Annotated in this window: 22 protein-coding genes; 13 read left to right on the top strand and 9 right to left on the bottom strand. The window is 69.6% G+C overall.

Going from position 1 to position 25,661, the window contains the following annotated elements; all coding sequences use genetic code 11:
* The 4 genes from ACZ5WE_RS38045 to glgB all read left to right on the top strand — a co-directional run.
* On the top strand, positions 1-778 hold a 778-nt coding region (locus tag ACZ5WE_RS38045; protein WP_467696125.1), incomplete at its 5' end, for an alpha-amylase family protein.
* Entirely contained in the window at positions 775-2,475 is a 1,701-nt protein-coding gene (gene treS, locus ACZ5WE_RS38040) for a maltose alpha-D-glucosyltransferase (protein WP_467696127.1), read from the top strand. The genes ACZ5WE_RS38045 and treS, both read left to right, overlap by 4 nt.
* 120 nt (positions 2,476-2,595) lie before the next feature.
* Positions 2,596-4,017, top strand: coding sequence for a maltokinase N-terminal cap-like domain-containing protein (locus ACZ5WE_RS38035; protein WP_467696129.1), 1,422 nt, complete (start codon positions 2,596-2,598; stop codon positions 4,015-4,017).
* A 179-nt stretch (positions 4,018-4,196) separates the two neighbouring features.
* Complete coding sequence (glgB, locus tag ACZ5WE_RS38030; RefSeq protein ID WP_467696161.1) at positions 4,197-6,380, top strand: 1,4-alpha-glucan branching enzyme; 2,184 nt, start codon at positions 4,197-4,199, stop codon at positions 6,378-6,380.
* Here the strand turns inward: glgB and ACZ5WE_RS38025 are convergent.
* The 6 genes from ACZ5WE_RS38025 to ACZ5WE_RS38000 all read right to left on the bottom strand — a co-directional run bounded on the left by ACZ5WE_RS38025 (position 6,355) and on the right by ACZ5WE_RS38000 (position 11,219).
* Positions 6,355-8,604 (bottom strand): HelD family protein, encoded by a 2,250-nt coding sequence (locus tag ACZ5WE_RS38025; protein WP_467696131.1) that lies wholly within the window; start codon positions 8,602-8,604, stop codon positions 6,355-6,357. The two genes, glgB and ACZ5WE_RS38025, sit on opposite strands and share 26 nt — an antisense overlap.
* A 159-nt stretch (positions 8,605-8,763) precedes the next feature.
* Positions 8,764-9,102, bottom strand: a complete 339-nt coding sequence (gene trxA, locus ACZ5WE_RS38020; RefSeq protein WP_467696163.1) for a thioredoxin — start codon at positions 9,100-9,102, stop codon at positions 8,764-8,766.
* Positions 9,103-9,126: 24 nt separating this feature from the next.
* On the bottom strand, positions 9,127-9,519 hold the full coding sequence (locus ACZ5WE_RS38015) for a MerR family transcriptional regulator (RefSeq protein WP_467696132.1): 393 nt from the start codon (positions 9,517-9,519) through the stop codon (positions 9,127-9,129).
* Between the two features lie 42 nt (positions 9,520-9,561).
* Positions 9,562-9,924 carry a VOC family protein gene (locus ACZ5WE_RS38010; RefSeq protein ID WP_467696134.1) on the bottom strand — a complete coding sequence of 121 codons (363 nt, stop codon included), beginning with the start codon at positions 9,922-9,924 and terminating at the stop codon, positions 9,562-9,564.
* A gap of 33 nt (positions 9,925-9,957) precedes the next feature.
* The gene (locus tag ACZ5WE_RS38005) at positions 9,958-10,842 is read right to left on the bottom strand and encodes an NAD(P)-dependent oxidoreductase (protein WP_467696136.1); all 885 of its coding nucleotides are present in this window, start codon (positions 10,840-10,842) and stop codon (positions 9,958-9,960) included.
* A 176-nt stretch (positions 10,843-11,018) separates the two neighbouring features.
* Positions 11,019-11,219 (bottom strand): mycothiol-dependent nitroreductase Rv2466c family protein, encoded by a 201-nt coding sequence (locus ACZ5WE_RS38000; RefSeq protein ID WP_467696138.1) that lies wholly within the window; start codon positions 11,217-11,219, stop codon positions 11,019-11,021.
* A 141-nt stretch (positions 11,220-11,360) separates the two neighbouring features.
* Between ACZ5WE_RS38000 and ACZ5WE_RS37995 the strand changes: the two genes are divergently transcribed.
* Positions 11,361-12,365: a glycoside hydrolase family 16 protein gene (locus ACZ5WE_RS37995; RefSeq protein ID WP_467696140.1), complete on the top strand. Its 1,005-nt coding sequence runs from the start codon at positions 11,361-11,363 to the stop codon at positions 12,363-12,365.
* 78 nt (positions 12,366-12,443) lie between these two features.
* Here the strand turns inward: ACZ5WE_RS37995 and ACZ5WE_RS37990 are convergent, their stop codons facing one another.
* Positions 12,444-14,144, bottom strand: coding sequence for an MFS transporter (locus ACZ5WE_RS37990; protein WP_467696141.1), 1,701 nt, complete (start codon positions 14,142-14,144; stop codon positions 12,444-12,446).
* Between the two features lie 129 nt (positions 14,145-14,273).
* Between ACZ5WE_RS37990 and ACZ5WE_RS37985 the strand changes: the two genes are divergently transcribed.
* Complete coding sequence (locus ACZ5WE_RS37985) at positions 14,274-14,912, top strand: TetR/AcrR family transcriptional regulator (RefSeq protein ID WP_467696143.1); 639 nt, start codon at positions 14,274-14,276, stop codon at positions 14,910-14,912.
* On the opposite strand, the gene ACZ5WE_RS37980 is transcribed toward ACZ5WE_RS37985, so the two are convergent.
* On the bottom strand, positions 14,909-16,336 hold the full coding sequence (locus ACZ5WE_RS37980; RefSeq protein ID WP_467696145.1) for a cation:dicarboxylate symporter family transporter: 1,428 nt from the start codon (positions 16,334-16,336) through the stop codon (positions 14,909-14,911). The two genes, ACZ5WE_RS37985 and ACZ5WE_RS37980, sit on opposite strands and share 4 nt — an antisense overlap.
* 186 nt (positions 16,337-16,522) lie before the next feature.
* Here ACZ5WE_RS37980 and ACZ5WE_RS37975 point away from each other — a divergent pair, with 186 nt between their 5' ends.
* The 7 genes from ACZ5WE_RS37975 (at position 16,523) to ACZ5WE_RS37945 (ending at position 24,730) form a co-directional block, all read left to right on the top strand.
* Positions 16,523-18,184, top strand: coding sequence for a sensor histidine kinase (locus tag ACZ5WE_RS37975; protein ID WP_467696147.1), 1,662 nt, complete (start codon positions 16,523-16,525; stop codon positions 18,182-18,184).
* Complete coding sequence (locus ACZ5WE_RS37970) at positions 18,181-18,867, top strand: response regulator (protein WP_467696149.1); 687 nt, start codon at positions 18,181-18,183, stop codon at positions 18,865-18,867. The genes ACZ5WE_RS37975 and ACZ5WE_RS37970 overlap by 4 nt, the downstream gene beginning before the upstream one ends.
* Before the next feature lie 210 nt (positions 18,868-19,077).
* The gene (locus ACZ5WE_RS37965; protein ID WP_467696151.1) at positions 19,078-20,439 is read left to right on the top strand and encodes an extracellular solute-binding protein; all 1,362 of its coding nucleotides are present in this window, start codon (positions 19,078-19,080) and stop codon (positions 20,437-20,439) included.
* Positions 20,440-20,556: 117 nt separating this feature from the next.
* A complete protein-coding gene (locus ACZ5WE_RS37960) occupies positions 20,557-21,504 on the top strand; it encodes a carbohydrate ABC transporter permease (RefSeq protein ID WP_467696153.1) in 948 nt (315 codons plus the stop codon).
* Positions 21,505-22,374: a carbohydrate ABC transporter permease gene (locus ACZ5WE_RS37955; protein ID WP_467696155.1), complete on the top strand. Its 870-nt coding sequence runs from the start codon at positions 21,505-21,507 to the stop codon at positions 22,372-22,374.
* 69 nt (positions 22,375-22,443) lie between these two features.
* A complete protein-coding gene (locus ACZ5WE_RS37950) occupies positions 22,444-23,925 on the top strand; it encodes a protein kinase domain-containing protein (RefSeq protein ID WP_467696157.1) in 1,482 nt (493 codons plus the stop codon).
* Positions 23,906-24,730, top strand: coding sequence for a type 1 periplasmic-binding domain-containing protein (locus tag ACZ5WE_RS37945; RefSeq protein WP_467696159.1), 825 nt, complete (start codon positions 23,906-23,908; stop codon positions 24,728-24,730). Before ACZ5WE_RS37950 ends, ACZ5WE_RS37945 begins: the two co-directional genes overlap by 20 nt.
* A 6-nt stretch (positions 24,731-24,736) precedes the next feature.
* Here the strand turns inward: ACZ5WE_RS37945 and ACZ5WE_RS37940 are convergent, their stop codons facing one another.
* Positions 24,737-25,081, bottom strand: a complete 345-nt coding sequence (locus tag ACZ5WE_RS37940) for an HIT family protein (protein ID WP_469157320.1) — start codon at positions 25,079-25,081, stop codon at positions 24,737-24,739.
* Positions 25,082-25,661 lie beyond the last annotated feature (580 nt).

Raw genomic sequence — 25,661 nt, 5'->3', positions numbered from 1 at the left:
GGCGGAGGCCTTCACCCGCCCGGCCATGATGCGCACCCTGGCCGCCATCGGCTTCCAGCAGTCCTACACGTACTTCACCTGGCGCAACACCAAAGATGAACTCACCGACTATCTCAGCGAGTTGTCGGGCGAAAGCGCCCATTACCTCCGTCCGAACTTCTTCGTCAACACCCCCGACATCCTGCACGCCTACCTCCAGAACGGCGGACGCCCCGCCTTCGAGGCCCGCGCGGTGCTCGCCGCGACCCTCGCGCCGACGTGGGGCCTCTACAGCGGATACGAACTGTGCGAGAACGCCCCGGCACGGGCCGGCAGCGAGGAGTACCTGAACTCGGAGAAGTACCAACTGCGCCCGCGCGACTGGGAGTCGGCAGAGCGCGCCGGCTCCACCATCGCGCCCCTCATCACCACGCTGAACCGCGTGCGGCGCACCAACCCCGCCCTGCGGCAACTGCGTGACCTGCACTTCCACCCCACGGACCAGGAAGCGGTGATCGCGTACTCGAAGACGGCCCATGACAAGGACGGATCGAACACGGTTCTGGTGGTCGTGAACCTCGACGCCCACCACACCCAGGAGGCCACGGTCTCGTTGGACATGCCGAAACTCGGCCTCCACTGGCACGAGACCGTGCCGGTGCGCGACGAGCTCACCGGCGACACCTATCACTGGGGCAGGACCAACTATGTGCGCCTCGAGCCGGGCCGCGCGCCCGCGCACGTTCTTCGCGTCCTGCGACCGTCCTCACCGTTGATCGGAGGGTCACCCACACCATGATCATCAACGAGCCCGTCCAGGACACATTCGAGGACACGCCCGCCAAGGACCGCGACCCCGAGTGGTTCAAGCGCGCCGTCTTCTACGAGGTCCTGGTCCGTTCCTTCCAGGACAGCAACGGCGACGGCATCGGCGACCTCAAGGGCATCACCGCCAAGCTGGACTACCTGCAGTGGCTGGGTGTCGACTGCCTGTGGCTGCCGCCGTTCTTCAAGTCGCCTTTGCGGGACGGCGGTTACGACGTCTCGGACTACACCGCCGTCCTCCCGGAATTCGGTGATCTCGCCGACTTCGTGGAGTTCGTGGACTCCGCGCATCAGCGGGGCATGCGCGTGATCATCGACTTCGTGATGAACCACACCAGCGATCAGCACCCGTGGTTCCAGGAATCACGCAAAGATCCCGAAGGCCCCTACGGCGACTACTACGTCTGGGCCGACGACGACAAGCAGTACCAGGACGCACGCATCATCTTCGTCGACACCGAAGCCTCCAACTGGACCTTCGACCCGGTCCGCAAGCAGTACTTCTGGCACCGCTTCTTCTCCCACCAACCCGACCTCAACTACGAGAACCCGGCCGTCCAGGAAGAGATCATCTCCGCCCTGCGCTTCTGGCTCGACCTGGGCATCGACGGCTTCCGCCTGGACGCCGTACCCTACCTCTTCGCCGAAGAGGGCACCAACTGCGAAAACCTCCCCCGCTCCCACCACCTCCTCAAACGCGTCCGCGCCGAAATCGACGCCCACTACCCCGACACCGTCCTGCTCGCCGAAGCCAACCAATGGCCCGAAGACGTCGTCGACTACTTCGGCGACTTCAAAGACGGCGGCGACGAATGCCACATGGCCTTCCACTTCCCCGTCATGCCCCGCATCTTCATGGCCGTCCGCCGCGAATCCCGCTACCCCGTCTCCGAAATCCTCGCGAAAACCCCCGCCATCCCCTCCGGCTGCCAATGGGGCATCTTCCTGCGCAACCACGACGAGCTCACCCTCGAAATGGTCACCGACGAAGAACGCGACTACATGTACGCGGAATACGCCAAAGACCCCCGCATGCGCGCCAACATCGGCATCCGCCGCCGCCTGGCCACCCTCCTGGACAACGACCGCAACCAGATCGAACTCTTCACCGCGCTGCTCCTGTCCCTGCCCGGCTCACCGATCCTCTACTACGGCGACGAAATCGGCATGGGCGACAACATCTGGCTCGGCGACCGCGACGCCGTCCGCACCCCCATGCAGTGGACACCCGACCGCAACGCAGGCTTCTCCTCCTGCGACCCAGGACGCCTCTACCTCCCCACGATCATGGACCCGGTCTACGGCTACCAGGTCACCAACGTCGAAGCCTCCATGTCCTCCCCCTCCTCACTCCTGCACTGGACCCGCAGGATGATCGAGATCCGCAAACAGAACCCCGCCTTCGGCCTCGGCTCGTACACGGAACTCCCGTCGTCGAACCCGGCGGTGATCGCGTTCCTTCGCGAGTACAAGGACGACCTCGTGCTGTGCGTGCACAACTTCTCCCGCTTCGCGCAGCCCACGGAGTTGGATCTGCAGGCCTTCAACGGCCGGCACCCGGTGGAGCTGATCGGCGGGGTGCGCTTCCCGGCCATCGGCGAACTGCCCTACTTGCTGACTCTCGCCGGACATGGCTTCTACTGGTTCCGGCTGCGCAGGGACGCGGCGTAGGCTCCACCCCTGCTACTCCGGCGCGGGGCGGTTTCCACCGCCCCGCCCTGGGCACTCTCCCCGCACAACCGGCACTCCCGCACTCCTCCCTTGTCCGCACCGCGGAAAGGACGCGACGCCATGTCGGAAGCCGTCACCCGCCCGGGCATCACCGCGGACGCGCTGCTCGCCTCGCTCGATCCGCTGCTGCGCGCGTGGCTGCCACGACAGCGCTGGTTCGCGGGCAAAGGCCGCCCCATCACCGACTTCACGTTGGTCGCGGCAACTGAACTCCTGCCACCGACAGCCGAGTTGGGGCTACTGCATCTTCTCGTCCGGGTCCGGCAGCCCCAGGTGCCGGAGCAGACCGGCGGTGCGCCCGCGCTGCCCCCCGACTGCTACCAACTCCTCCTCGGCGTACGGCGCGAGCTGCCACCGCGGCTCGCGCCGACGCTGATCGGACATGTGACGCGGGGCCCGCTCGCCGGGTTCACGGTCTACGAGGCGATGCACGACCCCCGTATGTCCGGATTCCTCCTTGAGGCGCTGCGGACGCAGGCACGCGTCGGCAAGCTCCGCTTCGAGCGCGACCCGCGCAAGGACATAGGCGATGATCTCGCGCCGCGCGTCCTGGCCGCCGAGCAGTCCAACTCCTCGCTCGTGTACGGCGATACGTTCATTCTGAAGCTGTTCCGCCGCATCGTGCCGGGCGTCAATCCGGACCTGGAGCTGCCCCTGATGCTGGCCCGCGAGGGCTGCCCGCAGGTACCGGCTCCCGCCGCCTGGTTCCTGGCGGATGCCGGGGACTCCAAGGATTCGGTGAACGTCCTCGGTGTGCTCCAGCCCTACCTGAAGGGCACGGTGGACGGCTGGGAGCTGGCCCTGCGGGAGCTCGCCGCGGGACGGGACTTCAGCGGCGAGGCGCGGGCGCTCGGTCGGGCGACCGCCGAGGTGCATCTGTCCCTGGCCCGCGCGCTGCCCACCGTCACCCTGGGCCGCGCCCAGGTGGGGCTGATCGCCGAAGGCATGGCCGACCGACTGGACACGGCGGCGAACGCGGTGCCCGCCCTGCAGCCGTACGCCGCCGCCCTGCACACCACCTTCGAGGCGCTCGCCGACCTGGGGCGCGGCGAGGAGACCTGGACGGCCCAGCGCATCCACGGGGACCTGCACCTCGGGCAGTGTCTGCGCTCGCCCGCCGGGGAGTGGTCGCTCATCGACTTCGAGGGCGAGCCCTCACGCCCGCTCGCCGAGCGCAGGATGCCGCAACCGCCGGTGCGCGACGTGGCGGGCATGCTCCGGTCCTTCGACTACGCGGCGCGCTCCCACGAACCGTGGGCGCCCGAGTGGGCGGGCGACTGCCGGGCGGCGTACTGCACGGGCTACGCGGAGGTCACCGGCCGCGATCCGCGGATGGACCCGGTGCTGCTGCGGGCCTACGAAACGGACAAGGCAGTGTACGAGGTCCTCTACGAGGCCCGCCACCGCCCCGACTGGCTCCCCGTCCCCCTCACCGCGATCAAACGCCTCGCCACGAACGGCCCCGCCACCGATCCCCACTGACCAGCCATCGCCGAGGAGGCTCCCCCGTGACCCCCCGCCCGCAGCCGCGCAAACCGTCCGACGAGGCCAGCAAGAAGGGCAAGCGGAAACCGGAGCCCGCAGGCCGGGCGCCTCAGCCGCCCCGGCAGAAACAACCGAAGCAGCCGAAGCAGCCGAAGGACGGCCGTCCCGCGTCGCCCGTGTCCCAGGCCGACCGTGCCCGTCTCCTGGCCGGCACGCACCACGACCCGCACGGGGTGCTCGGCGCTCACATCGTGCGCGAGGGCGTCGCCTTCCGCACGCTGCGGCCGTACGCACGCTCCGTCGCCGTCGTCGCCAAGGATCTGCGGGCGGAGATGCGGGACGACGGGGACGGGTTCTTCTCCGGGGTGCTCCCGCTGCGCGAGATCCCCGACTACCGGCTCCACATCACGTACGAGGACACCGAGCTCGAGATCCACGACGCGTACCGCTTCCTGCCCGCGCTCGGTGAGTTCGATCTGCATCTGATCGGCGAGGGCCGGCACGAGCAGCTGTGGCACGCGCTCGGGTCGCGTCCGATGGTGCACGAGGGGGCGACCGGGACCCGCTTCACGGTGTGGGCACCCAACGCCCTGGGCGTGCGCGTGGTGGGGAGCTTCAACTTCTGGGACGGCGCCGGTTTCCCGATGCGCTCGCTCGGCGGCAGCGGCGTCTGGGAGCTGTTCGTGCCGTCCGTCGGCGAGGGCGAGCTGTACAAGTACGAGATCACCCGGCCCGACGGCACGAAGACGCTGCGCGCCGACCCGCTCGCCACCCGCACGGAGACCCCGCCGGCGAACTCCTCGGTCGTGCACGAGTCGCACCACGAGTGGCATGACCAGGAGTGGCTGGTGCGCCGGGCGGAGACGCCCGTCCACGCGTCACCGTTCTCCGTGTACGAGGTGCATCTTGCCTCCTGGCGACCGGGCCTGACGTATCGCCAACTGGCCGAGCAACTGCCCGCGTACGTGACTGACTTGGGTTTCACGCACGTGGAGCTGATGCCGGTCGCCGAGCATCCGTTCGGCGGCTCCTGGGGCTATCAGGTCACCGGCTTCTACGCGCCGACGGCCCGCCTCGGCACGCCCGACGACTTCAAGTACCTCGTCGACGCGCTGCACAGGGCGGGCATCGGCGTCCTGATGGACTGGGTGCCCGCGCACTTCCCGCGCGACGACTGGGCGCTCGCGGAGTTCGACGGCCGGACGCTGTACGAGCACGAGGACCCGGGCCGGGCCGCGCACCCCGACTGGGGCACCCTGGAGTTCGACTACGGCCGCAAGGAGGTCCGCAACTTCCTTGTGGCGAACGCCTCTTACTGGTGCGAGGAGTTCCACATCGACGGCCTGCGTGTCGACGCCGTGGCCTCCATGCTCTACCTCGACTACTCGCGCGAGGACGGCGAATGGTCCCCGAACATGCACGGGGGCCGCGAGAACCTCGACGCCGTCGCATTCCTCCAGGAGATGAACGCCACCGTCTACCGCCGCGCCCCCGGCGTCGTCACGATCGCCGAGGAGTCCACGGCCTGGGACGGCGTGACCCGCGAGACGCACCACCAGGGCCCCGGCGGATTCGGCGGGCTCGGCTTCGGCCTGAAGTGGAACATGGGGTGGATGCACGACTCGCTCGACTACGTGTCGAAGGAGCCCGTGCACCGCAGGTTCCACCACAACGAGATGACGTTCTCGATGGTGTACGCGTACAGCGAGAACTACGTCCTGCCGATCTCGCACGACGAAGTCGTGCACGGCAAGCGGTCCCTGGTGTCGAAGATGCCCGGCGACTGGTGGCAGCAGCGCGCCAACCACCGCGCCTACCTGGGCTTCATGTGGGCCCACCCCGGCAAGCAACTCCTCTTCATGGGCCAGGAGTTCGCCCAGGGAGCCGAGTGGGCCGAGGGACACGGCCCGGACTGGTGGCTGCTCGATCCCGCCTACGGGGCGGAGGCCGACCACAGGGGTGTACGCGACCTCGTGCGCGACCTCAACACCGTCTACCGCCGCGAACCGTCCCTGTGGCAGCGCGACACGGACCCCGGGGGCTTCGCCTGGGTCGAGGGCGACGCGGCCGAGGAGAACGTCTTCGCCTTCCTGCGGTACGCCGCCGAGGAGACGGACGAGGCGCCTCTCCTGGCCGTCTCGAACTTCTCGCCGGTGGTGCGGCACGAGTACCGCCTGGGCGTTCCCGGCGAGTTCACCGCCTGGCACGAGGTCCTGAACACGGACTCGGGACGCTACGGCGGCGGCGACGTCACCAACCCGGACCCGGTCAAGACCGAGCCGGTGGCGTCGCACGGCCGCCCCGCGTCCCTGCGCCTCACCCTGCCACCGCTGGCTACGGTGTGGCTGCGACCTGCTTGAGCGCCACCGGCAGTTCCTCGGCGTGCAGGATGCCGAGCCGCTGCGTGGCCCGGGTCAGGGCCACGTACAGGTCGCTCGTGCCGTAGCGGCCCGGCTCCACGACCAGGACCGTGTCGAACTCCAGGCCCTTCGCCTGACGCGGGTCGATCAGAACGACCGGCCGCGTCAGGTCCGGGGCCTCCCCGGCCGTCACCCCGGGGAGCTTTCCCGCGAGCTCCTCATGCAGCTCGCGCGGGGCGATCACCGCGAGGCGGCCCTCGTCCCGTGCCTCGGCCGCCAGCGCGTCGGCCACGGCCGCGGCGAGGTCGTCGGTGCGCCGCGCCCAGGGGAGCACGCCCGTGGAGCGCACCGAACTCGGCGGCCGGAAGCCGGGGTACTCGACGCGGGGCACCTCGGCGGCCACGTCCATGATCTCCACCGGGGTGCGGTAGTTGACGCCGAGCCGGGCGTACTCCCAGCGGTCCTCGACGTACGGGGACAGGATCGTCTCCCAGGAGCCGCAGCCCCCGGCCTCCGCCGTCTGCGCGGGGTCGCCGACCAGCGTCATCGAGCGGGTCGGGCAGCGCCGCATCAGCAACCGCCATGCCATCGCGGAGAGTTCCTGCGCCTCGTCCACGATGATGTGCCCGAAGGCCCACGTCCGGTCGGCCGCGGCCCGCTCGGCGGCGCTGCGGTGGTCGGCCTCCTCCTGGCGCTCGGCCATCCGCTCGGCGTCGATGATGTCGTGTGCGAGCAGGACCTCGGAGTCCTCGTCGTCCTTGTCCTCGAACTCGTAGGTGCGGGACGCGTACGAGACGTCGAGTACACCCTGGGCGTAGGCGATCTGCTTGGCCCGCTCGGCCTCCGCCATCGCCTTCGCCGCGCTGTCGTCACTGCCGAGCAGCTCGGCGGCCTCGTCGAGCAGCGGGACGTCGGCGGCGGTCCAGGCGGCACCGCGCTCGCGCCGGATGATGTGGGCTTCCTCGTCCGGGAGATGCGGCGTCGGCTCCTGAAGGAAGTCCGCGAGGAATCCCTCCGGGGTGAGCTGCGGCCACAACTCGTCGATGGCCGCGTGCACTTCGGGGCTCGCGGCGATCGCCTTGCCGAGCTGGGCGATGTCGTCGGGTCCGAGGAAGTTGGGGCCGCCGTACGGGTCGGCGCCGAGCCGCTCGGCGAGCTGCTCGGTGAGCATGTCGATGACGCGGAAGGCGAAGTGCGGCCGGCCGAGGTTGTGCGGGACGTCCGCCTCGCGGGCCGCCTCGCGCGCTTCCTGGGCGATCGTCCAGTCCAGGACGAGGTCGCCGTCGTCGTGGACGATGATCACCGGTGCGCCGGGCTCCGGGGTCCGCTGCCGGTCGCGCACGGCGGCGGCGAGCACGTCCGCCATCTCCGCGCGGCCCTTGACCTCGGTCGCCTCGGGGGTGTCGGTGCCGGTGGCGCTCACCCCGGGGAACAGCTCGCCGACCGTCGAGAGGAGGACACCCGTCTCGCCGAGCGCGGGCAGGACCTCGCTGATGTAGCCGAGGAAGGCGGGGTTCGGGCCGACGATCAGGACGGCGCGCTTGGCGAGGAGCCGGCGGTGGGCGTAGAGGAGGAACGCGGCACGGTGCAGCGCCACGACCGTCTTGCCGGTGCCGGGCCCGCCCTCGACGACGAGGACGCCGTGGTGCGGGGCCCGGATGATGCGGTCCTGCTCGGCCTGGATCGTCTGCACGATGTCGTGCATGCGCCCGGTGCGGGCCGAGTCGAGCGCGGCGAGCAGCACCTCGTCGGCGTCCGCGCCCTCGTGGCCGGTGCGGGTGTCGTCGCTGAGATCGAGAAGCTCGTCGTGCAGGGCCGTCACGTCGCGGCCCTCCGTGGTGATGTGCCTGCGCCTGCGCAGCCCCATCGGCGTATGACCGGTCGCGAGATAGAAGGGGCGTGCGACTTCCGCGCGCCAATCGATCACGAGCGGGGTGCGTTCGATGTCGGACGCGCGGATTCCGATGCGCCCGATGTGGTGATCACGGCCGTCGCGGAATTCGAGCCTCCCGAAGCAGAGGCCGTTCTCTCCCGCATCGAAGGCGGCCAGCAGCCCGGACCGCTCGGCCACCAGGACGTCCCGCTCAAGCCTGGCCTGCAGACCGTTGCCGACCTGCGTCAACGACGCCTGCACGGCGGCTTGCGCCTCCTCGCGCAGCGCGTCGAGGCGCGCGTACAGCCCGGAGACGAATTGCTGCTCTTCTCGCAATTCCTCGGTTGACAATTCAGCCCCTCGCCAGTTACAGTGCTCTTATACAGATTCTCGCGATTCCGGTGTGCCCGAATGGGCAAGGGGTCGCGAAAGAATCCAATATACGCCAGGAAAAGCCCCGGACGTCAATTCGTCCGGGGCTTTTCTCTTTCTGTTCCTGTGCCGCGTGGGTCAGAGCACCTCGGCTTCGGCCAGGTCGGCGAGCAGCCCCCGCTTGGGACGCGCGCCCACCATGGACCTCACCAGCTCGCCGCCCCGGAAGACCAGGAGGGAGGGCACGGAGAGAATCCCGTACGCGATCGCCGTCCGCGGATTGTGGTCCACGTCCAGCTGCACGATCTTCAGCCGGCCCTCCTCCTCGCGCGAGATCTCACTGAGCACCGGCGCGAGCTGCCGGCACGGTCCGCACCACTCGGCCCCGAACTCCACGAGCACCGGCAGTTCGGCCTTGAGCACCTCCCCCTCGAAGTCCGCGTCCGTCACCTCGGCCACACCGTCCGCCTTGACCATCCCCATGCCTATGTCCCCTCTCCCTCAGCCGGTCAGCTCGCACTGCGGGTCCGGGCCTCCCGGAACCGCCGCCTCGGCACGCACCAACTGCGCACCCACCTGTTCGCGCACCGCGATCAACTCATCGATCAGCGAGTCGAGTTCACCGATCTTGCGGCGGTACACGTCGAGGGAAGCGGGACAGGAGTCGCCCGCCGGATGCCCCGAACGCAGACACTCGACGAACGGCCGCGTCTCCTCCAGGTCGAACCCGAAGTCCTGCAGGGTCCTGATCTGCTCCAGAAGACGCACGTCGTCCTCGTCGTAGGTGCGGTAACCGTTGCCACTGCGACGGGCGGGCAGCAGCCCCCGTGACTCGTAGTACCGAAGCGTCCGCGTGGTGGTGCCGGCCCGCTCCGCAAGTTCGCCGATGCGCATGCGTACGACGGTAATCCTTGACGCAGGCGTCAAGGCCAGCGCTCAGGGAGCCTTGGGCGGCTGGTGCAGGCCGAACGTCGACCCCTGGTCGTCCTTGCACAGCCGGAACCGGCCGAACTCGGCGTCCGACTCCTCGCTCTCGCCGCCGATCGGCGCCTCGACCGTGCCGCCCAGCTTGATGACGCGGGCCAGCGCGGCCTCCATGTCGTCGACCTGGAAGAAGAGGTAGGGCGCGGCGCCCGCGTCACCGCCGTGCATGCCGCCCGGCACGCCCGGGGTCCCGATCACGTACCCGCGCCCGGACGGCCCCGGCTCGAAGGACCAGCCGAGCAGTTCCCCGTAGAAGGCCCGCCCCCGCTCCGGGTCCTCGACACCGATCTCGAAGAAGCTCGGTTCACCAGTCATCTCACGGCTCCCGCTCTGTGACGTCGGTCACTTTCACCGTACGCCGCGTACCGCTTCGATGGTGGACGTCCAGCCGTCGGCGCCGAGCCCCTTGGCGATGGCCCGGTCCAGGACGGCCCTGATGCCGCTCAGAGCCCCGACGTCGAGGCCCCGGTGCTCGGAGGCGTGGATGATGTGGTCGACGTTGACAGCTTCCGTGACCAGCGGGGCCTGCTCGCCCGGGTACTTGCCGGAGTCGACCTCGCCCCCCATCCCCTCGATGATCGGCGGGAGGATGGAGACCAGGGCGCCCATGTACGGGGCGAGCTCCACGCCCTTCACGCCGTCCGCCCCGGCCAGCGCGAACGCGTGCACGAGGCCGGACATGCTGGTCCAGAAGAAGTCGAGCAGGGCGTTGTCGTAGACGGCCGCGAGGCCGTGGTCCTCGCCGAGGTACACGGTGTTGCCGCCGAGCACCTCGAGCGTGCCCTCGTGCCGCTCGTACACGGACTTCGGACCGCTGTGGAAGAGCAGTGCGTCGGGGGTGCCGATCACCGTCACGGGCACCAGGATGGCGCCGTCCAGGTAGTCGATGCCGCGCTCCGCGGCCCAGGCGGCGGCCTCGCGCGAGCGCTCCGGAGTGTCCGAGGTGAGGTTCACCAGGACGCGTCCCGGCAGTTCGGCGGCGATCGGGCCGAGCACGGCCTGCGAGACGTCGTAGTCGTAGAGGCAGACGACCACGACGTCCGAGGCGCGGACCGCCTCGGCCGCGGTGGCGGTGCGCACGGCGCCCCCGGCCACCAGACCATCGCCCTTGCCGGGCGTGCGGTTCCACACGGTGGTGGGGTGGCCGGCCTCGAGGAAGGCGCCGGCGAGGGCCTGTCCCATGGCGCCGAGGCCGAGGACGGTTACGGGGGTCTTGGGCTGCTGGTTCGTCATGACGACCATGCTTGGCGGGCGCCCGCATCCCCACAAGTACCGACTAATTAGTCAGGTACTTACGAAGAGGTAAGCATGCGGGGGGACTTGGGCTCGGCGGGCGGGAGTCAGGGGTCAGCCGAAGTCGGGTTCGCCGTACGCCCGCTTCAGTTCGCAGAAGTCCCGGACTCCCGCCATCAGCACCACCCCGTCCCACAGCCGTTGCCCTGCTCGTGCGAGGCCCGCACGGCATCGTCGTACTCCTGCGTCCAGGCCACCGCCGCGAGCTCCGTGGGCAGTCCGGCGTCGGCGAGTGCGCGCTCGGCGCCGTCCCACTCGCCCCGCTCGTGCAGCCGGCGGCGCGGACCCGGCCCGGACCCCGCAGGTAGTCGCCCCACTGCCCGTCGGGGTCCTCGTACGCCTTCGAGAAGTTGACGTGACGGACCCATTGACGTCCGGCATGTCTGCAACTACAAAACCCGGAGAGCTCGGTGAGAGCGCTCTCACCAGTACGCACACTCCCCCCACGGAGGTGTTCCATGAGCACCACTCGCGCTACCCGCACCCCTCGCGCCGCCCGCATCGGTCGCATCGGTCGCATCGGTCGCTTCACACGATCCCCCCGCACCGGACCCGTCCTGGCCGCTCTGGCCGCCGTCGGCCTGCTCGGCGCCCTGATGACGCCCGGCACGGCACGCGGCGACGTCCCACCGGCGCCCGGCTGGTCGCTGGAGTGGAGCGACGACTTCAACGGAGCCGCGGGCTCCCGGCCCTCCGCCGACAACTGGCAGATCGACCTCGGGCACAACTACCCGGGCGGCCCGGCGAACTGGGGCACGGGGGAGATCCAGTCGTACACGGACTCCCCCGAGAACCTCGCTCTGGACGGAAACGGCAGCCTGCGGATCACCCCGCGCAGAGACGGCGCGGGGAACTGGACATCGGCCCGCATCGAGACGAAACGCAGCGACTTCAAGGCACCGGAGGGCGGCACGCTCGCCATCGAGGGCCGCATCCAGATGCCGGACATCACCGGGGAGAGCGCGCTCGGCTACTGGCCGGCCTTCTGGGCGCTCGGCGCCCCCTACCGCGGCAACTACCAGAACTGGCCGTCGATAGGCGAGTTCGACGTCATGGAGAACGTGAACGGCATCAACTCGGTGTGGGGCGTGCTGCACTGCGGCGTGAACCCGGGCGGCGACTGCAACGAAACGCAGGGCCTCGGCGCCAACCGGGCCTGTCCCGGGGCGACTTGCCAGTCGGCGTTCCACACGTACCGCTTCGAGTGGGACCGCTCGACCACCCCGAACCAGTTGCGCTGGTACGTGGACGGGGAGCAGTTCCACGCCCTCTCCCAGGACCGCTTCTCCGCCGCCACGTGGTCCAACATGACCGACCACGCGGGTTACTTCATCCTGCTGAACGTCGCGATGGGCGGCGCCTTCCCCGACGGCGTCGCGGGCAGGGCGACACCGGTCGCGCAGACGGAGCCGGGCAAGGCGATGGCGGTGGACTACGTGGCGGTGTGGACGAAGCGGCCGTAGCCGGCCGGCAGCCGGACAGCCGGAAGGCTCCGCACAGGCCCCGGGGCCCCGCCCATGCGGCGGGTCCCCGGGGTGGCCTCAGGACCGGACCGACTCCTTCTCGGTTTCCGTGGGCTCCGCGGTCTCCTCGCGAGGCCCGCCTTCCGCGTCAGCGGCCGCGCTCTTCCGGCGGCCCGGCAGCAGCACCGCCACGACCACGGTCCCCACCCCCAGAATCACCGCTCCGATGAGGCTGGTGTGGGCCACCGCGCCGGAGAACGCCGAGCCCACCGCGTCGGCCATCTGGTGCGCGCCCCCGGCGAGTTCCTGTGCCTGCGCCTTGAGCTGCGCCGCCTCCTGGGGCGAGGAAGCCCCCGCGGCCTTCTCGGAGAGGGCACGCGCCTGCTCGGCGATGCCCTGCGCCACGCCGTTGCCCGCGCCCACCGAGTCCTGCGCCGTGTCGAGCGCGGAGGCGGGTAGCTTGCTGCCCGCGGTCTCGTCGGCCAGCTTCGAACCGTACGAGCTCGCGAGGACCGATCCGAGTACCGCGATCCCGAGCGAACCGCCCAGCTCCAGCGAGGTGTCGTTCACCGCGCCGCCCACGCCGAGCTCCGACTCGGGGAACGCGCCCATGATGACGTCCGTGCACGGCGAGACCGCGAAGCCGAGGGAGAGGCCGAGGATGATCAGCGGCGCCACGAAGTCCCCGTACGTGGAGCCCGCCTCGATCTGCGTGAGCAGGGCGAGCGCCACCGTGCCGCCGACCATGCCCGCCACCACCATGATCTTGCCGCCGATGCGCGGCGCGAGGATCCCGGTGACCGCCGAGCCCACGAACACCGCTCCGGCGAGCGGCAGCATGCGGATGCCGGTCTCCAGCGGGTCGTAGGCGAGGACGAACTGGAGGTGCTGGGTCAGGTAGTAGAAGGCGCCGAACACCGCGAGGAAGAAGAGCGCCACGGCCAGGTTCGAGCCCGCGAAGCCCCGCTGCGTGAACTTGCGTACGTCCAGGACCGGGCGCGGGTGCTTCAGCTCCCAGACGACGAAGGCGATCAGGCCGAGACCGGCCACCACCGCCGCGGAGATGGCACGCACGCCCCAGCCGAAGTGCGGGCCGTCGATGATCATGAAGATCAGGGAGCCCACCCAGACGACCGAGAGCAGGCCGCCCACGTAGTCGATCCGGCCGTGCTGCGCCGCCTTGGAGGGCGGTACGAGGACGAACGCGCCGATGATCGCGAGCACCGCCACCGGGATGTTGATCAGGAACGTCGAGTGCCAGCCGTTGTCGCGAAGCAGCGCGCCCGCGATCAGCGGACCGGCGGCGATCGCGATGCCGGACGTGGCCGCCCAGATGGTGATCGCCTTGGCCCGTTCCGCGCGCGGGAAGGTCGCCGCGAGCAGCGAAAGCGTGGCGGGCATGATCAGCGCCGCGCCCACGCCCATCACCGCGCGGACCACGATGACCGCCGTCGAGCTGTCCACCATGGCGCCCGCCCCCGCGCCGGCGGACATGATCACCAGGCCGAGCACCAGCGCGCCCCGGCGGCTGTACTTGTCGCCGATCGCGCCGAGCAGCAGCATCAGCGCGGCGTACGGGACGGTGTAGGCGTCGATGACCCACTGCAGGTCGGAGCTGGACAGGCCGAGGTCCATGGTCATGTCGGGCGCGGCCACCGTGAGCGCGGTGTTCGCCATCACTGCGATCAGCAGGCTCAGACAGAGAACGCCCAGGGCCCACCAGCGGCGGGCGTACGGGCGGTCCATCCGTTCGACCGGTTCCTTGATCAGCAGAGGCATTTTGGATTCCACCCATCCCATCTTGCACAGGCATGTGCAAATACACACTCCTGTGCAAGGTACCCGATGTTGCACAGGTATGTGCAAGTCGAGTGGGCGGAGGCGTCGGCGAGTGGGCAGAATGAGGCCATGAACCCCCGCTCAGCGAGCAGCGTCAGAGCCGACGCCAACCGCCGCCGCATCCTTGACGTCGCCGTCGCGGAACTGCTGCGCGACCCCGACGCGTCCATGGACCAGATCGCGCGCGCCGCGGGCGTCGTGCGACGGACGGTGTACGGGCATTTCCCCAGCCGTGACGCGCTGGTCGAGGCGATCGTGGAGCGGGCCATCGCTGCCGTGGAGACCGCGCACGCCGCGGGCCGCGCGGGCGTCGACGATCCCGCGGAGGCGGTGGCGAGTTCGCTGCTCGCCGTGTGGGAAGTCGCCGACCGCTACCGCCTGCTGCTCTCCCTCGGCGAGCGGAGCGTGACGATGGGCGCCATCCGCGAACGGCTCGGCCGCGTTCACGAGGAGGGCCTGGAGACGTTCCAACGCGGCCTGGACGACGGCACGTTCGTGTCGCCGCTGCCGACACGGGCGCTCGGCTACGTGCTCGAAGGGATCCTGTTCGCCGTGATGGAGGCCGTCAACGACGGCGTCGTGCCGGCCGAAAAGGCGGGCAGGTCCACCGCGATCACGTTTCTGACCGCGGCGGGCCTGCCCGCCTCACAAGCCACCGAGCTGGTGACGAAGGTCGCCGACAGGAGAGCGGCGACCGCCAACGCCTAAGGCGTCAGGGACTTCTTCTCGATGCTGACCGGCTGCGTCGGGACGGCGTCCACCGTCTCCTGGTCCGCCGTCTCCTGGTCCTCCGTCCCGGGCTCGTGAGCGCTGTCGTCGAGCAGCGTCTTCTCGTCGAACGGCAGGCGCCCCGCGAGGACGTCGTCGACCCGCTGCCGGTCGACCTCCTTGGTCCACGTGCCGATCAGGAGCGTCGCCACCGCGTTGCCCGCGAAGTTGGTCAGGGCGCGGGCCTCGCTCATGAAGCGGTCGACGCCGATGATCAGGCCGACGCCGTCCACCAGGCCCGGCTTGTGGGACTGCAGGCCACTGGCGAGGACCGCGATGCCGGAACCCGACACACCCGCCGCGCCCTTGGACGCGATCATCATGAACAGCAGCAGGGAGATCTGCTCGCCGATGCCGAGCGGCTGGTCCATCGCCTCGGCGATGAAGAGCGACGACATGGTCAGGTAGATCATCGTGCCGTCGAGGTTGAAGGAGTAACCCGTCGGGACGGTGATGCCGACGACCGGGCGGCTGACGCCCAGGTGCTCCATCTTCGCGATGAGCCGCGGCAGCGCGGACTCGGACGAGGAGGTGGACAGGATGAGCAGGAACTCGCGGCCCAGGTATTTCAGGAGCTTGAAGAGGTTGACGCCGGTCACCAGGCGCAGCAGCGTGCCGAGCACGATCAGGATGAACAGCGCGCAGGTGACGTAGAAGCCGACCATGATCGTGGCGAGGGCCTTCAGGGCGTCCGTGCCGGTCTCGCCGACCACCGCGGCCATCGCGCCGAACGCGCCGACCGGAGCGGCCCACATGATCATGCCGAGCACGCGGAAGACCAGCCGCTGGATGTGCCCGATGCCGCGCAGGATCGGCTCCCCGGAGCGGCCCATCGCCTGTAGCGCGAAGCCCACGAGCAGCGCGACGAGCAGCGTCTGCAGCACCTCGCCCTCGGTGAAGGCGGAGACCAGCGTCTTCGGGATGATGCCGAGCGCGAAGTCGACGAGCCCCTTGTCCGCCTCTTCGGCGGCGTCGTGGCCCGCGCCCTTCTCGGAGTCGGTGATGTCCATGCCCGAGCCCGGGTGCAGGATGTTGCCGACGATCAGGCCGATGGCGAGCGCGACGACCGACATCGCGACGAAGTAGGCGAGCGCGAGGCCGCCGACCTTGCCGACCTTGGCGGCCTTACGGACGGAGCCGACGCCGAGGACGATCGTGCAGAAGATGATCGGCGAGATCATCATCTTGATCAGGTTCACGAAGCCGGTACCGACCGGCTTGAGCTCCTTGGCGAAGTCGGGCACGAGCAGGCCGACACCGATACCGAGGACCACGGCGATGATGACGGCGATGTACAGATAGTGGGTCCGGTCCCGCTTGGCAGCGGGTGCCGGTGTCACCTGGCTGTCGGTGGTGTCGGCCACGAGGGCCCTCCTTGAACGACTACGTCGGCGTTTTCGGCCAGTGCGTGCGGCTCACGTCCTGGATCGGCCCGTGCGTGCGGCTCACGTCCTGGGCAGGCGAATCCCGGTGACTATCTCTCGCCCTGTGAGGGCGGTCACCCTTACGTTCATTTAGTTCGCACTGACGCGGCGAGGCAGACTTGCACCATGTCCCTCGCCCGCCCGCCCCGGCCGCGCAGCCTCGCCGGGCAGCTCTTCGCGATGCAGATCGTGCTGGTCACCGTCGTGGTGGCCGGATGCGCTCTCTTCACGTTCCTGAGCGACCGGCAGCAGGCGGAGGAGGGTGCGCGCCGCCAGGCGACGGCCGCGGCACGGGCGGTCGCGGACTCCCCTTCGGTACGGGAGGCCGCGCGTGGCGAGAATCCGACGAAGACCCTCCAGCCGTACGCGAGTGACGTGCGCCGGCACACCGGAGTCGACTTCGTCACGATCATGGACCCGGACGGCATCCGCTGGACGCACCCCGACAAGGAGCAGATCGGCGAGCGCTTCCTCGGCCACCGGGCACAGGCGCTGCGGGGCACGACCTTCACGGAGACGTACACGGGGACGCTGGGCCCCTCGGTGCGCGTGGTCACACCGATCCGCGCCGACGACGGCACCGACCGCATCACCGGCCTGGTCAGCGCCGGCATCACCATCGAGGAGATCAGCCAGAAGGCGCGCGGCCAGCTGCTCGCCCTGCTCGGCGTCGCGGCGGGCGCGCTCGCGCTCGGCGGAATCGGTACGTACGTCATCAACGCCCGCCTGCGCCGCCACACCCACGGCATGAACGCCGCCGAGCTGAGCCGTATGCACGACTACCACGAGGCCGCGCTGCACGCGGTGCGTGAGGGGCTCCTGATGCTGGACGGGCAGCGGCGCATCGCCCTCATCAACGACGGAGGGCGCGAGCTGCTCGGCGTATCGGGCGACCTGGTCGGCCGGAACGTCGCCGAGCTCGGCCTGCCCGCGCCGCTGACGGGCGCGCTGCTCGCGGCCGAGCCGCGGGTGGACGAGCTGCACCTGACGGCGGACCGGGTGGTCGTGGTGAACACATCGCCCGTGTCGAGCGGCGAGCGACGGGGCACGGTGGTGACACTGCGCGACCACACCGAGCTCCAGGCCCTGACCGGCGAGCTGGACTCGGAGCGCGGCTTCACACAGGCCCTTCGCTCGCAGGCCCACGAGGCGGCGAACCGGCTCCACACGGTGGTCTCCCTCATCGAACTGGGCCGCGCGGACGAGGCCGTCGACTTCGCGACGTCCGAACTGGAGCTGGCGCAGACGCTGACGGACCAGGTGGTCGCGGCCGTGAGCGAGCCGGTCCTCGCGGCCCTGCTCCTGGGCAAGGCCGCCCAGGCGAACGAACACGGCGTGGAGCTCGTCGTCTCCCCCGACAGCAGCATCGACGACGGCATGCTGCCCGCGGACCTGCCCGCGCGCGACCTGGTGACGGTCCTCGGCAACCTGATCGACAACGCGGTGGACGCGGCCCAGGGGTCGCCCGCGGCCCGCGTCACGGTGACGGCACGCGCGGACGAGGCCGGACTGACGCTACGGGTGTCCGACACCGGTCCCGGCGTCGACCCGGCCCACACGGAGGCGGTCTTCCGGCGGGGCTGGTCGACGAAGGCCCCGGCTGGCCGCGGCCTCGGCCTCGCCCTGGTCCACCAGACGGTGACGAAGCACGAGGGGACGCTCACGGTGCGGGACGCGCCCGGGGGCGGGGCGGAGTTCGAGGTGCGCCTGCGGACGACGGCCTCGATGCCGGGCGCGGATGACGAGGCGTCCAGTTCACCGGCCGTGGCAGACGGAGGCACCAAGTGACCGAGCCCATCCGCGTCCTGGTCGTCGAGGACGACCCCGTGGCCGCCGACGCCCACGTCCTCTACGTGAACCGCATCCCCGGCTTCCACGCCGTGGGCAAGGCACACAGCGCGGCCGAGGCGAAACGCGCCCTGGACCGAACCGAGGTGGACCTCCTGCTCCTGGACCTGCATCTCCCCGACGGCCACGGACTCCAGCTGGCCCGCACCCTGCGCGCCGCGGGCCACCGCACGGACGTCATCGCCGTCACCTCGGCCCGCGATCTCGCCGTCGTACGCGAGGGCGTCTCCCTCGGCGTGGTCCAGTACGTACTGAAGCCCTTCACCTTCGCCACCCTCCGCGACCGCCTCACCCGCTACGCCGAGTTCCGCGCCGCCGCGGGCGAGGCCACCGGCCAGGACGAGGTGGACCGCGCCCTGGCCACCCTGCGCGCGCCCGGCCCCGCCGCCCTGCCGAAGGGGCTCAGCGGCCCCACCCTGGAGAGGGTGACCCGAGCGCTGCGCGACGCGCCCGCCGAGGGTGTCACCGCCGCGGCCGCCGCCGAGACCGTGGGCATCTCCCGCATCACCGCGCGCCGCTACCTGGAGCACCTGGTCACGACGGGCCGCGCGGCCCGCACCCCGCAGTACGGCCACGTCGGCCGCCCCGAGTACGCGTACCGCTGGCTGACCTCGAACACCTGACGCCCCAAGTACCCGTCCGTGTACGTCGGTTCACGCCTCCCCACATCCCCGTAAGGATCCGCGCACCGCCTCCAATAACAACGTTGTCACGTTGATGACAAGGGGCGACGCACGGGCATTGACCTTGCTCCGAAGCCGCCCTTACGTTCACCGGGCAGCCCCGCGTTGCGCCCTGCGTGGTAACCCGGCCGCGTCGGCCAGTAGGAGGTCGTGCCCGTGCGTCCCACCACCCCTCTGCTCCTCGCCACCGCCCTGGTCGCCGCCGGCACCCTCACCGCGTGCGGCGGGGGCTCCGGCGACGATCCGGACACCGTGAAGGTCTCCTTCAAACAGTCCACGGACAACCAGATCAAGGTCATGGACACCTTTCTGGCGGACATCAAGAAGCAGTTCGAGAAGGAGAACCCCGGCAAGAAGGTGAAGCTGGTGCCGATCAAGGCGCCGGACTCCGAGTACTACACCAAGCTGCAGCAGATGATGCGCTCCCCGAAGACCGCGCCCGACCTGGTCTACGAGGACACCTTCCTCATCAACTCGGACATCACCAGCGGGTACTTGAAGCCGCTCGATCCCTATCTGGACAAGTGGAAGGACTGGGACCAGTTCATCGACACGTCCAAGTCGGCGGCGAAGGCGGCGGACGGCAAGACGTACGGCGTACCGGACGGCACCGACACCCGCGGCCTGTGGTTCAGCAAGGCCGTCTTCAAGAAGGCCGGGCTGCCCGCCGACTGGCAGCCCAAGTCATGGGACGACGTCCTCGAAACGGCGCGGACCATCAAGAAGAAGGTCCCCGGCGTCACCCCGCTGAACGTCTACACGGGCAAGCCCGCGGGCGAGACAGCCACCATGCAGGGCATGGAGATGCTCCTGTACGGCACGGGCGAGAACCCGATGTACGACCCGGAGTCGAAGAAGTGGGTGACGGGAAGCCAGGGCTTCAAGGACTCCCTCGAATTCGTCGAGACGGTCTACAAGGAGAAGCTCGGCCCCGACGTCACCGACGCCCTCGACCCGAACTTCGCCACCCGGGTCCGCGGCGAACTGCTCCCCGAGGACAAGCTCGGTATCAACCTCGACGGCTCCTGGCTACCGCAGGACTGGGGCAAGGGCGCGGGCCACGAGTGGCCCGAGTGGTCGAAGAAGCTGGGCCTCGCCCAGATGCCGACCCAGAACGGCGAGGCGCCCGGCAAGGTGAGCATGTCCGGCGGCTGGACCTGGGCGATCCCGTCCAAGGCGGCCAACCCGGACCTGGCCTTCAAGTTCATCGAGCAGATGCAGACCAAGGCCAACGCCCAGAAGTGGTACGTGGCCAACTCGGGCATCGCGGTCCGCAAGGACGTCGCCGCCGACCCCGACTACCTCAAGGCGCAGCCAGGCCTGAAGTTCTTCACCGGCCTGGTGCCCTCGACGCACTACCGGCCCGCGTACCCGGCGTACCCGAAGGTCTCCACCGCGGTGCAGGAGGCCATGGAGAAGGTCACCACGGGCGACGCTTCCGTGGCCGAGGCGGCGAGCGGGTACGACGAAGAGGTCAAGGCGGCTACGGACGGCGAGGTCGTCGAGAAGTAGCCGAGGCTCCGCGATCCGGCAGGCGGGCAAGGTCCGCGGGCAAGCAAGGTCCGCGGGCAAGCAAGGTCCGCAGGCAAGCAACGTCGGCAGGCAAGCAAGGGAAGTGAGACCCCCGAGGTGACCACCGCACCCCCCGCCGGGCCCGGCGGCGTCGTCGTCAAGACTCCCGGGGCGGGGGCCCCACACCCCCCGTCCCGCCGCAAGCTGACAGGCAGGGCCCTGACCCGCGCACTGCCCGTCTCCCCCGCCGTGATCCTGCTGCTCCTCTTCCTGGCAGGACCCATCGGTTACTGCGCCTACATCGCCTTCACCGACCTCCAGCTCACCGGCCAGGCGGAGTCGAGCTTCGTCGGGTTCGACAACTTCCGTAAGGCCTTCGGCGACGAGGCGTTCCTCAACGCGGTGTGGCTGACGCTCGTCTTCACGGTCCTGTCGTCCCTGATCGGCCAGAACACCATCGGCCTGGCGCTCGCGTCCCTGATGCAGCGGGCGTCCAAGCCGGTCCGCACGGTCACCGGCGCGATCGTGATCACGGCGTGGGTGCTGCCGGAGGTGGTGGCGGCCTTCCTCCTGTACGCGTTCTTCCGCCGCGAGGGCACGCTGAACGCGGTCCTGGACTTCCTCAATCTCCCGTCCCAGAACTGGATGTACACGCTGCCGATCCTGGCGGTGTCGTTCGCCAACGTATGGCGCGGTACGGCGTTCTCGATGCTGGTCTACTCGGCGGCCCTGAACGAGATCCCCAAGGAGATCACCGAGGCGGCCGAGGTGGACGGCGCGGGCGGCTGGCGCCGCATGTGGCACATCACGCTCCCGATGATCCGCCGCTCCATCGGCACGAACCTGATGCTGAACACCCTGCAGACCCTCTCCGTCTTCGGTCTGATCTGGGTGATGACACGAGGCGGCCCGGGAAACCGCAGCCAGACCCTCCCCCTGTTCATGTACGAACAGGCCTTCCAGAAGAGCATGATCGGTTACGGCACGGCGGTGGCGCTTCTGCTCCTGGTCGTCGGCTCACTCTTCTCCCTCGTCTATATGCGCCTGCTCCGCACGGAGGTCTGAGTGTCGTCGTCCGCCACTACCGTCAAGTCGCCCGCCCGTAGCCTCAGTTCACGCCGGACCAGTCGCCGTCTCGCGGCGGACGCGGGGCTGCTCGTGGTCGCCGCCGCGTTCGTGCTGCCGCTGGCCTGGGTGATCCTGTCCTCGCTCGACACCGAGGCCGACCTCAAGGTGAAGGTCCCCGACGGCATCACCCTGGACAACTACGACGCGGTCCTGACCCCCGAGATCACCTTCACACCCCTGCTCAACAGCCTGCTGCTGTGCGGCGGCGGCACGCTCCTGACGGTGGTCTGCGCGGCGCTCGCCGCCTACCCGCTCTCCCGCTTCAGGTCCCGCCTGAACCGCCCGTTCATGCTGACGATCCTCTTCGCGACGAGCCTGCCGATCACGGCGATCATGGTCCCCGTGTACGCGCTGTTCGTCCAGGTCGACCTGATCGACACGATGCAGGGCACGATCTTCTTCTTCGCCGCTTCCCAACTCCCCTTCGCCATCTGGCTGATGAAGAACTTCATGGACGGCGTCCCCAAGGAGCTCGAGGAGGCGGCGTGGACGGACGGCGCGTCGCCGTTCCAGTCGCTGCTGCGGATCGTGCTCCCCCTGATGGGTCCGGGGGTGGCGGTGGTGACGGTCTTCTCCTTCGTGATGATGTGGGGCAATTTCTTCGTCCCGTTCATGCTCCTGCTCACGCCGGAACAGATGCCGGCGTCGGTGAGCATCAACGACTTCTTCGGCAACAAGGGAACGGTGGTCTATGGCCAGTTGGCCGCGTTCTCGATCATCTACTCGACACCCGTGATTCTGCTGTACGTCCTCATCTCGCGCCGCCTCGGCGGCGGCTTCGCGCTGGGAGGCGCGGTGAAGGGGTGACCGCGGTGACCGTCCCCGCTCCGGCCGCCCGGCCCTCTGACTAGGATCACCGGGTCTGAGGGAGGGCACATGCGGGGGCGTTTGCTGGACGGCCGGTACGAGCTCCTTGAGCGGCTCGGCGCGGGCGGCATGGGAGAGGTGTGGCGGGCGCGGGATCGGAGCCTGGGCCGCGAGGTGGCGGTCAAGCTCCTCGTGCCTCCGGGGCCGGGGGGTTTCGCGGGCTCGGCTGCGGGCTCGCGAGCGGATGGGGAGCCGGAGCAGCTTCTGGCCCGCTTCCGGCAGGAGGCGCGCGCCGCGGCCTCGCTGGACAGCCCGTACATCGTGGCCGTCCACGACCACGGCACGGACGACGGCTCCCAGCCCCCGGCCCCGTACCTCGTGATGGCCCTGGTGCAGGGGCGCTCGCTCGACCAGGTGCTGCGTGGATGCGACCGTCTACCGGTGGCGGACGCGCTGCGGTGGGCGGCGGACATCTGCCGCGGCCTGGATGCCGCGCACTCGGCGGGCGTCGTGCACCGCGACATCAAACCCGGCAACGTCATGATCGCGCGTGACGGCACCGCCAAGGTCGTCGACTTCGGCATCGCGACGTTCATGGAGCGCGCCGCGGGCGACTCCCGCCTCACGCGGACCGGGCAGCTGCCGTTCGGCAGCGTGCCGTACCTGGCACCGGAGCGGTTCCGCCAGGAGACGGGTGACGGCCGCACCGACCTGTACGCGCTCGGCTGCGTCCTCTACGAACTCCTGGTCGGCAGACCGCCGTTCACCGGATCGGCGGCCGGCGTCATGTACAACCACGTGAACGACGCACCGCTGCGGCCTTCACGGGCGCGGTCCGAGGTGACGGCACCGGTGGAGCGCCTCGTACTCGACCTCCTGGCCAAGGACCCGGCGGACCGTCCGGCGGACGCCGCGACCACACTGGAGCGGATTCTGGCGGCGGCGGGGTCGCTGGACGACGGGGCGGCACGGGACGAACGGGACCTACGAGACCTACGAGACCTACAGGACCTACGGGGCCTACGCGCTGCAGAGGACCCCGTACGGGAGGCCATCGCCGACGCCGTCCCCGTCGAGGACGCCCGCCCCCAGCCCTCGGCGGTCCGCAAGGAATCCATGGCCACGGCCCCGTCCGCGCCCACGCCCACGTCCGCGCCACGCCGCCGCTCGCGCGGACGGCGCCTGCTGCTCCCCGCCGCGCTCGCCCATGGCGGTCAGCATCCCGGCGGGCCTCGGCATACGGTCCCTCACCGCACCCGACACCGACTCCGCGTCCGCGTCCGGCGCCGGGGACGCCCAGGCCGTCTACGAGATCGGTGTCGCCCACAGCTACACCCACGTCGGCACGGAGGAATCCACCGACGCGTACGAGAAGTCGGAGTACAAGCAGTTCACGACGCAGCAGCTGCGCACAGTCACGTCCGCCTTCACCGAGACACTCGGCGCGAAGGGCGGCAGCCGCTTCCGCGTCGTTCCCGTGTCCGCCGACCCGGACACGACGTCCCGCGAAATGCTCGCGAGGCACCCCAGGATGCTCACCGTCATCGGTGACACAGTCGACTTCTCCTGGGTGCACGACACGGACGAGGCGTTCCTGCCGGAGATCAGCACGTGCCACGAAGTCGCCCACGCCGGGGGCGCGTTCGCGATCCCGGCCGACGAGGCGCGGCAGGGCGAGGCGATGGCTGAGTACCTCCTGACACGGACCGGGGCACGCCGGGTCCTGGTGGCGGAGGACAAGATCTGGACGGACCGCGAGGACGGCATCGGAACCGCGCTGCGCAGGGCCGGCGTGACGACGCGGGCGCTGGACACCAGTCGGGACAAGGTGAAGACGTCACAGATCCCGGAGTTGGTCGCAGGGGCGCGGGCGGACGCGGTCGTGGTGCCCACCGGCTCGGACGTCACTACATGGGCCGCCAAGCTCAGGACCGACGGCTTCAAGGGGCCCGTCCTCACCCAGAGCGCTCCCGAGGGTGTCTGCGAGGACTCGGAGGAGCGAGCGAGGGCAGAGGAGTCGGCCAAGTCCATCCCCGAAGGCGTGCTGCGCACCCGCAACTACTCGGGCGAGCCCGACGACAACCTCCCCGCACGCGGCAACCAGGAGCTGTACGACGGCGCCCTGGCCCTGGCCACCGCGCTCAAGAAGCTCCCTGCGTCCGGCTCGCCCACATCGCTCCGGCACACCCTGGACCGCGAGATCCAGAACGTCTCGGTCAACGGCGTCCTGGACCAGATCTCCTTCGAGAAACGCCGTTCCGCACAGGGGCGTCCCGTGTGGATCGACCGCCGAGGCAGCGGAGCCTGGTCCGAAACAGGCAAGGTGGACCGGGAGTTCGAACCGGCGAAGCAGTAGTTGCCGCTAGGGGCCGATGGCGTCCCGAAGTCGCGCAGAGATCCCGGCCATGTGATCCGGGGGTACATCCAGGACGCCGTTCTCCGTCATCAGCACATGGAACTGCTGCTCCTCGTAGGAGACGATCTTCCGCACGAAGGACATGATCCGCACGTACGCCGCCTCGTCGAGGTCGCGAACGACGTGCTCCACGTGGGCTTTCGGCGCGACGAGTACCTTTCCGGGAAGGGTGGGCCACCGGTCGAGAAACGCGACGTGATCGTCGTCCTCGTGAACGGTGTGATGCGCGAAGCCGGGATCCCCGGCAAGAAAGGCACAAACGAAACAGGGCCCGTTGCGCGCTCGCTCCATATACCCCTCAAGATCCATGGCTTCACGCCGCACACTCACAAGCGCACACTCCCGGATCGCTCTTCTGCCTCTGTCCCGCCATCAGCAGGGCCAACTCTTGCACTTCCGCCCACCCCGGATCCGTAATCACCGGGACCAAACCCTCACGCCCCATTGCTCAGCAGATATCTCTGGTGCCACCGATCAGCTCCCGCTAGCGTGCTCAGCTCGCGCTTGTAAGGGTGGAGCCATGGTGGTCTTTAAAATATGGCGCGTCGTCCACCTCGCCGATCTGCTGCTCCCCACCTCCCCGGCCGGCCCCGAGGCCCAAGCACTCTTCCGGGAGTACGCGCACGCGCTGGACACAGCTCTAGGTGCAGGACGCAGGAAAGGGCCCAGCTCCAGAACGCCCTTCACGTGACCACAACCCATCAGATAACTTCGCATGTGCGTACGGGTGCTGACGGTGCGGAAGCGGCGGGGGTTGCAGGATGGCGGGGAATCGTCCGGCGGATTGGCATGTCCTGGACCTGGACAAGGACCCAACCCCCGGAGATCCGGACCGGGTTCGGAACCTGGCCAAAAACCTGCATGACTTCGC

It is taken from the genome of Streptomyces sp. NPDC033180 (genome assembly GCF_055577645.1).
This window is presented reverse-complemented; position numbering and strand designations above follow the sequence as displayed.